This window comes from Streptomyces sp. NPDC020362 (genome assembly GCF_040642095.1).
Classification (GTDB): Bacteria; Actinomycetota; Actinomycetes; order Streptomycetales; family Streptomycetaceae; genus Streptomyces.
This window is the reverse complement of the sequence record NZ_JBFAET010000336.1, coordinates 1-5,810: the sequence shown is the minus strand read 5'-3', so window position 1 is coordinate 5,810 and position 5,810 is coordinate 1. Positions and strand designations below refer to the sequence as shown.

Below are 5,810 nucleotides of genomic sequence, written 5' to 3'. Positions count from 1 at the left end.
GGGCGGCCCAGGCGGCCAGGGCCGGCGCGATGCCGAGCGCGGCCGGGAGGATCAGCCCCAAGGCACCGAGCGCCTCGACGGCGCCGATCGCTCTGACCGACCCCGGGGAGAAGCCCTCGGCCCAGGCCATGCCCGAGGCGGCGAGCTTCTCCTTCGGCTGGCTGATCTTCATCAGGCCGGCCGCGAGGAAAGCCAGGGCCAGGATGCTCGCGATGATCCACAAGGTGGTGTTCATGAGGGACCCCTCCGTTCGATTGCTTGAAGATTCAACTCAATGCTAGGTCGATAAAACTTGAATCGTCAAGTGATATCGCTTGAACGTTCAAGCCATGGGGTTGGATGTCCGAGTTGAGGGTTCAAGTTAAAGTGGGGGCATGAGCGCAGACGAGCCCCGCTGGCTGGACGACGACGAGCAAGCGACGTGGCTGGCCCTGGTCAGCACCGCGGTGCGGCTTCCGGCCGCTCTGGACGTCCAGCTTCAGCGCGACGCGGGGATCAGCCACTTCGAGTACCAGATCCTGGCCGGGCTGTCCATGAGCCCGGAGCGCAAACTGCGGATGAGCTCCCTGGCCGACTTCGTCGACGGCTCGCTCTCCCGGCTCTCCCATGCGGTCAAGCGCCTGGAGAAAGAGGGCTGGCTCTACCGCACCGCCGATCCCGCCGACGGCCGCTTCACCCTCGCGCTCCTCACCGACGAGGGCTGGGACAAGGTCGTGGACACCGCCCCCGGCCATATCGCGGAGGTGCGCCGCCTGGTGTTCGATCCCCTCACCAAGGCCCACCAGAAGCAGCTCCGCGAGATCGGCCGCCGCATCAACAACGCCATCGATCCCGACAGCCCCTGAGGCGGGCCAGCGAGCTCGCGATCGGGTCAGGGCGCATCCCGGCCGGCTGCCAGACAGCCCGCGCGGCTTCGGCGTCGCGCCAGTACCGCGCGGCATCCAGTCGGCCGCACTGGTCGCCGTAGTCGTTCAGGGCCAGGCTGAACCGGACGATCGGGGCCGGCACCCGGGCAGGGTTGTAGTCGGTGGTCGGCAGCCGATCCAGCACCGCCGGCGCGGCCCGGCAGGTCGGAGCGTCGAGGACCTTCACCGTGAGGACCAAGGCCGTACGCCTGCGCCGGCCCCGACACCTCGACCTCATGTGTCCAAGATCATCGCATGGCGGCTTTTCGACTCACCTCGGCTGGCCCCCTAGAGGCCCGCGAGTTCGCGAATACTGAAGGGTTCTCAGCGGGAACCCGAGGGTCCAGAAGCCCGATCCCAAGGGGATGGACCCGTGGGTTCGCGGTGAAGTCGCGGGGCGGACTCCAGGTCCCGTGCCAGGTGAACGCGGGCGGAGCTCGCGTAGCGGATCGCGGTCTTCTCGCTGAGGCCGAACACCTAGCGAGGTGAAGAGGGTCGGGGCCGTGGACGAGGGCTTCTTCGAGCCGACGGTCCATGCGGAGTCGTTCCAGGGTCGCGGTCTGGCGGTGCAGAGCCGGCCCGGCGACCGAACTCTTGCCGATGGGGCCGGTTCCCAGTGCGGTGCGCTTGTTGATCAGTAGGTGCGGGTTGGCGGTATCGGGCCAGCGGCGGCGCCGGGACTCCAGCCGTTCTCGGGCGGCTTGGAGGGTGAGCTCGTCCATCGGGCGGGTGCAGCCGTCGATGGGCAGGCGCCGATTGCCGATGTCGAGGTCGTCGATCTGGAGGTGCCAGATCGCCGCAAGTCGTGCCGCGTGGACGGCGGCGAGGGGGAGGATCAGCCGGTCGGCAGGATGGGGGACGGCGGCGACAGAGCCATTGATATGCCCAGGCTCCAGAGGCTGGATGACACCTTCCTCGCGCTGGCCGACCCGGATGCGGCCTGTCAGGTGCTTGCAGATGGTGCCGTTCTTCTTGGCCCGTCCGAACAGCGACCGCAGGGCGATGATCGTGGTCTGCCGCTGCGAGCCGTGCACGGTTTCGAGGCGGGCGAGCACGCGTCGCGGGTGCAGGTCTACCGGACGCCGCCTTCGACGTCGACCAGGGCAGTTCCGTAATGGCACCCTTTGCGGGTCGCCTACTCATCGACGCCGACCACCCGCGGGGTCTGAACTTCAGGTTCAGGCAACGCATCGACCAGCCACAGCACCGTGCCGCGGCTCACAGACGCGCCGAAGCAGCTCGCCAGGCGGGCACCGGCCCGACCGGTGAGCGCGAGGCCGACCGCGGCCAGCGTCGACCACAGGCGCTCGGTCCGTCGGCCGTACCGACGGGTGAACCCTGGCAGCTGTTCGGCGAAGGTCCGCCGCCCGCACGACGTGACCGGGCAGAGGAACCTACGGACGCTCAAACAGAGAGCGAACCGTCTGCCTCCGCTGGGCACATCAGCGGGAAATCGCAGGCAGGAGCTGTGAAGCCGCCGTGACCAGCCCCCGCATCCGGGACAGATGGCCCCAGCCACCGTGCGTCGGCCCTCTATGCGTACCGCCTTGTCGTTCACGTCGACCGACAGCACCGCCACGTCGGCGATCGACGGGAACAGTGGCTCCTCCAGCCGGAGCGCCACTTCTTCCACGGGCCCAACTGTCAGCCACACCGCACCCGGTACGGGTCAGTTCCGGGTAACTTGCTCAGGGCCCACTCGCCCGGCGACCATCAGTCAGCGTGCATCCTCCGCGGAAGGTGAGCCTGAACCCGAGTTTCAACAGCGCTGGCTCCGTCCTGGCAGTGCTGTCGAGTTGCGGATCCGCGCGGTCGAGCACCAGCTCAATCGGACGGCGTGACCGAGGACCACACGCCGAACCACTGCTCGGCGCCGTAGGCCTCGAACCGCTCCACCTCGATGAACCCCAGCTTCGCCGCGAGGCGCATCGAGCGGATGTTGGCGGTCTGGGTGGCGAGCACCACTGGTTCGCCGGGAAGCGCGCCGGCGAACCAGTCGAGTGCCGCTGCGCATGCCTCGGTGGCGTACCCGCATCCCCATGCCTGCGGCAGGAACAGGTAGCCGAGCTCGGCCTTCCCGGCAGCCTGACGAATGTGCCCCGTTTCTCTGGTGAGCGTGATCTGGCCGATCATCGCTCCGTCGAGATCGACTATGAAAAGGCCGGGGCGCCGGTTGGGTGATCCGGGCATCGCGCGCTCGAGCTCGTCACGCGGCTGCGGGCCCCCAAGGTAAATGCCTACCTCTGGCGAGGCCAGCAGCTCGATGACCGCGGCGCGGTCCCGGGCCTCGGGCTCACGGAGCACGAGCCTCTCGGTCTTGATCGGGGCAGGTGGCCAGGCGACGGGTCCGAGCTCAGTCATGCCGGCCAGCCAATCAGCAGACTCGGCAGCGATCAAGGTTGGCGGACCGATCAACCCACCGTCCCGGGCTCACCCTCACCAACGGGGCCGGGCCCTACAACCCACGCCTGCCAGGGACGGGATGCCTCCCATTTTGTTGAACATCGACTTCGGCAGGGCCGCCTCCCGAAGTGCCGTACAACTGCTGTCGGGATTCGCGAAGAGAACCACCCGTCCCCGCGTCCCGTCCGACAGGAGCAGTGCGCAGGGAAGCGGGGCCCCGCTCCGACACCGGGCGCGAGAAGAAAGCCCGGAAGATACCGTGAGGATGGGATATCCGCGTTCTCGGGGGTGCAGAGGCGCTGTGATGGCCAGAACACTCACAACCGTGGTGGGATCGAGCGCCATGGTGCTGTGCGCTGTGTCCACCTGGGCCTCGGATGGTGACGGCGACAACGGCATCGAGAAGAAGCCCGCGGGAGATCGCGCACCTTGCGAACCAGGCCTACCGTTCCGCCCAATGCGTACACCTGACGCTCAGGGACTCGGGACCGGCCGCCTCGAGGGGCGACGCCGTCAGTGCCCTTGGCCTCCGTCTCGACCGGGAGGCCAACTGCACCGGCTCCTTCGCGCTCGGCGACAAAGGCAGCGTACAACTGGTCAAGCGGGGCGACGAGGTGTGGGTGAAGCCCGACGCGACCTACTGGAAGTCCCGGATCCCGAGCGGCGAGGGAAGCAGGGCGGCGAACCAGGTGAAGGACCGGTACGTCCACGGCAGGAACGACGACCCGGTGCTCTGGGAGCTGTTCGGCAACACGTCCCGGCTGTGCGACCTGAAGGCCTATCAGCACAACTCCAGCCACCAGCGCGTGCTCGACGAGCGGAAGGACGGCACTGCGACCGTCGACGGCATGAGGGCCGTACGGCTCACCGGCCGGGACGCGCACGGCAGCGCGCTCTCGGAGTACGCCGCGACGCGGGGCAAGCCCTGTCCGATCAAGCTCACTGAGAAAGGCAAGGACATCGACTGGACCTCCCTCGACACGGGTGTGGGTGGTGCGAGCACAAGCTCGTTCCTGGAGCTGGGGTTGTGGAATCGGCCTCTTGCATCTCCCCCAACCGGTCGGCAGATCACTGTCCGGCGGCTCTGTGTCTGGCCTGCCACACGGCGGTCGCGCCGACCGTGGCTGCGCCGAGGACGGCAGTCATGGCGCGACCGCCGACGGCGACCTTGCGCCGGCGGCCTGTTTCGTCGGCCAGGACACCACCGACGACTCGGGTCGCGCCGGCCAGCGCGTCGGAGACACCTTCGATCGCGCCGAGGGCGGCGGCCGGGGCTCCGGGAGTGGACCTCAGCAGCGACGACAGTGGCGGTGGGGATCTCGTGGCCGACGTCGGCGAGGAAGCTGGCGGAGCCGGTCCCGCGCGCCGGGTGTGAGCCACTTCTGTCTGTCAGTCTGATCGGCATGCGGTGCGTTTTCGGTCACGGCCGTCAGTGTCCCGGATACGTTCCGCGTCGGGCACTGGAGGATCGCCTGAGGAACTGCTTGGTGCAGCGGTGTGGTTGGCCGACGGCGGCCTGGAGATCACCGCGGCAGCTTGGCGGTGCGCTCAGTAGACGATGCCGCCGGACCCCAGGGTGCGGCAGCCGCCGGCCTTCGCAGCGGGCTGTACTCGAAGCCGCCTTCGCGCTCCTGCACGCGCCGCCGCGCATCTGCTGGGACATCCGAGCCGACATCCGCCAAGCCTTCCTCGCCCTCGGCTGCGCGATCATCCGCTGGCGACACCAGAAGGCCTCACAATTGAGCCGCTACGACCGGCCCATCCCCCACACGACAAGGATCCAAGAAGGAAGAGACACCATGGCAATGGACGGACTGCGGAACGTTCTGGCCGACTGGACCGACTACGACGCGGCGGGCTTCGAGCTGGGGAAGATCCTGGGGGTGTTCCCGGAGGACGGGTCGTTCGGCAGGGTCAAGCGGATGTTCTGGGTGGACGGTTACCCGCTCGGTGACATGCTCGTCGATGTTCTCGATCGGATGGCCGAGGCCGGTGTGTTGCTGAAGAACGAGGACTGGCAGTACCGGTGGAACCCCGACGAGCCGAACCTGTACCTCACTCGGGACGACATCGAGAAGCGAGAGGGCTCGACCTGAACGGCAGCGCGTGACGGGCGCCTGGGGCCGCTCCAGCGGCACCGAAGACGACGGCGCGGTCCCCAGTAGCCGCGTCGGACCAGCGTGGCCAGGGGCATGCCGGAGGGCAGGCCGGCCGGCCAGAACTGCACCGGTTCCTGAGGTTGATCCCCGGTGTCCACCCCCGGGGATCAACCTCAAGGTCTTCTTGATACCTGCAGGTGAGCAGCCTGCCACGGTGCAACTGTTCCAGGGCTTCAGCCGCGATCCGCTGCGGTGGATGGTCCTTGCGAATCAGCCTGTGGGGTGACCCCGACCTGCCCCCGAACTGCGGGAGGCCGCAGATGTCGAAGCATGACTCATCTCCCGTCCTGACAATGCGGGGCCCGCCGCCGGTCACGGAGCATGGCCGGGTCGCGCGAGTCGC

General features: G+C 68.2%; 7 protein-coding genes. 2 read left to right on the top strand and 5 right to left on the bottom strand.

Going from position 1 to position 5,810, the window contains the following annotated elements; translation table 11 throughout:
- Window positions 1–235: DoxX family protein (locus AB0H32_RS46275; protein WP_361135120.1), on the bottom strand; the 235-nt coding region annotated here is incomplete at its 3' end.
- A 139-nt stretch (window positions 236–374) separates the two neighbouring features.
- Between AB0H32_RS46275 and AB0H32_RS46270 the strand changes: the two genes are divergently transcribed.
- Entirely contained in the window at window positions 375–845 is a 471-nt protein-coding gene (locus AB0H32_RS46270) for a MarR family transcriptional regulator (RefSeq protein ID WP_361135117.1), read from the top strand.
- Here AB0H32_RS46270 and AB0H32_RS46265 read toward each other — a convergent pair.
- The 4 genes from AB0H32_RS46265 to AB0H32_RS46250 all read right to left on the bottom strand — a co-directional run bounded on the left by AB0H32_RS46265 (window position 814) and on the right by AB0H32_RS46250 (window position 3,266).
- Window positions 814–1,092 (bottom strand): hypothetical protein, encoded by a 279-nt coding sequence (locus AB0H32_RS46265; protein WP_361135114.1) that lies wholly within the window; start codon window positions 1,090–1,092, stop codon window positions 814–816. The two genes, AB0H32_RS46270 and AB0H32_RS46265, sit on opposite strands and share 32 nt — an antisense overlap.
- A 61-nt stretch (window positions 1,093–1,153) precedes the next feature.
- Window positions 1,154–1,960, bottom strand: a complete 807-nt coding sequence (locus AB0H32_RS46260) for a hypothetical protein (RefSeq protein WP_361135111.1) — start codon at window positions 1,958–1,960, stop codon at window positions 1,154–1,156.
- 80 nt (window positions 1,961–2,040) lie between these two features.
- The gene (locus tag AB0H32_RS46255; protein WP_361135109.1) at window positions 2,041–2,538 is read right to left on the bottom strand and encodes a hypothetical protein; all 498 of its coding nucleotides are present in this window, start codon (window positions 2,536–2,538) and stop codon (window positions 2,041–2,043) included.
- Window positions 2,539–2,729: 191 nt separating this feature from the next.
- Complete coding sequence (locus AB0H32_RS46250; protein ID WP_361135106.1) at window positions 2,730–3,266, bottom strand: GNAT family N-acetyltransferase; 537 nt, start codon at window positions 3,264–3,266, stop codon at window positions 2,730–2,732.
- A 1,841-nt stretch (window positions 3,267–5,107) separates the two neighbouring features.
- On the opposite strand from AB0H32_RS46250, the gene AB0H32_RS46245 reads away from it, so the two are divergent.
- The gene (locus tag AB0H32_RS46245; RefSeq protein WP_361135103.1) at window positions 5,108–5,404 is read left to right on the top strand and encodes a hypothetical protein; all 297 of its coding nucleotides are present in this window, start codon (window positions 5,108–5,110) and stop codon (window positions 5,402–5,404) included.
- Window positions 5,405–5,810: the final 406 nt, after the last annotated feature.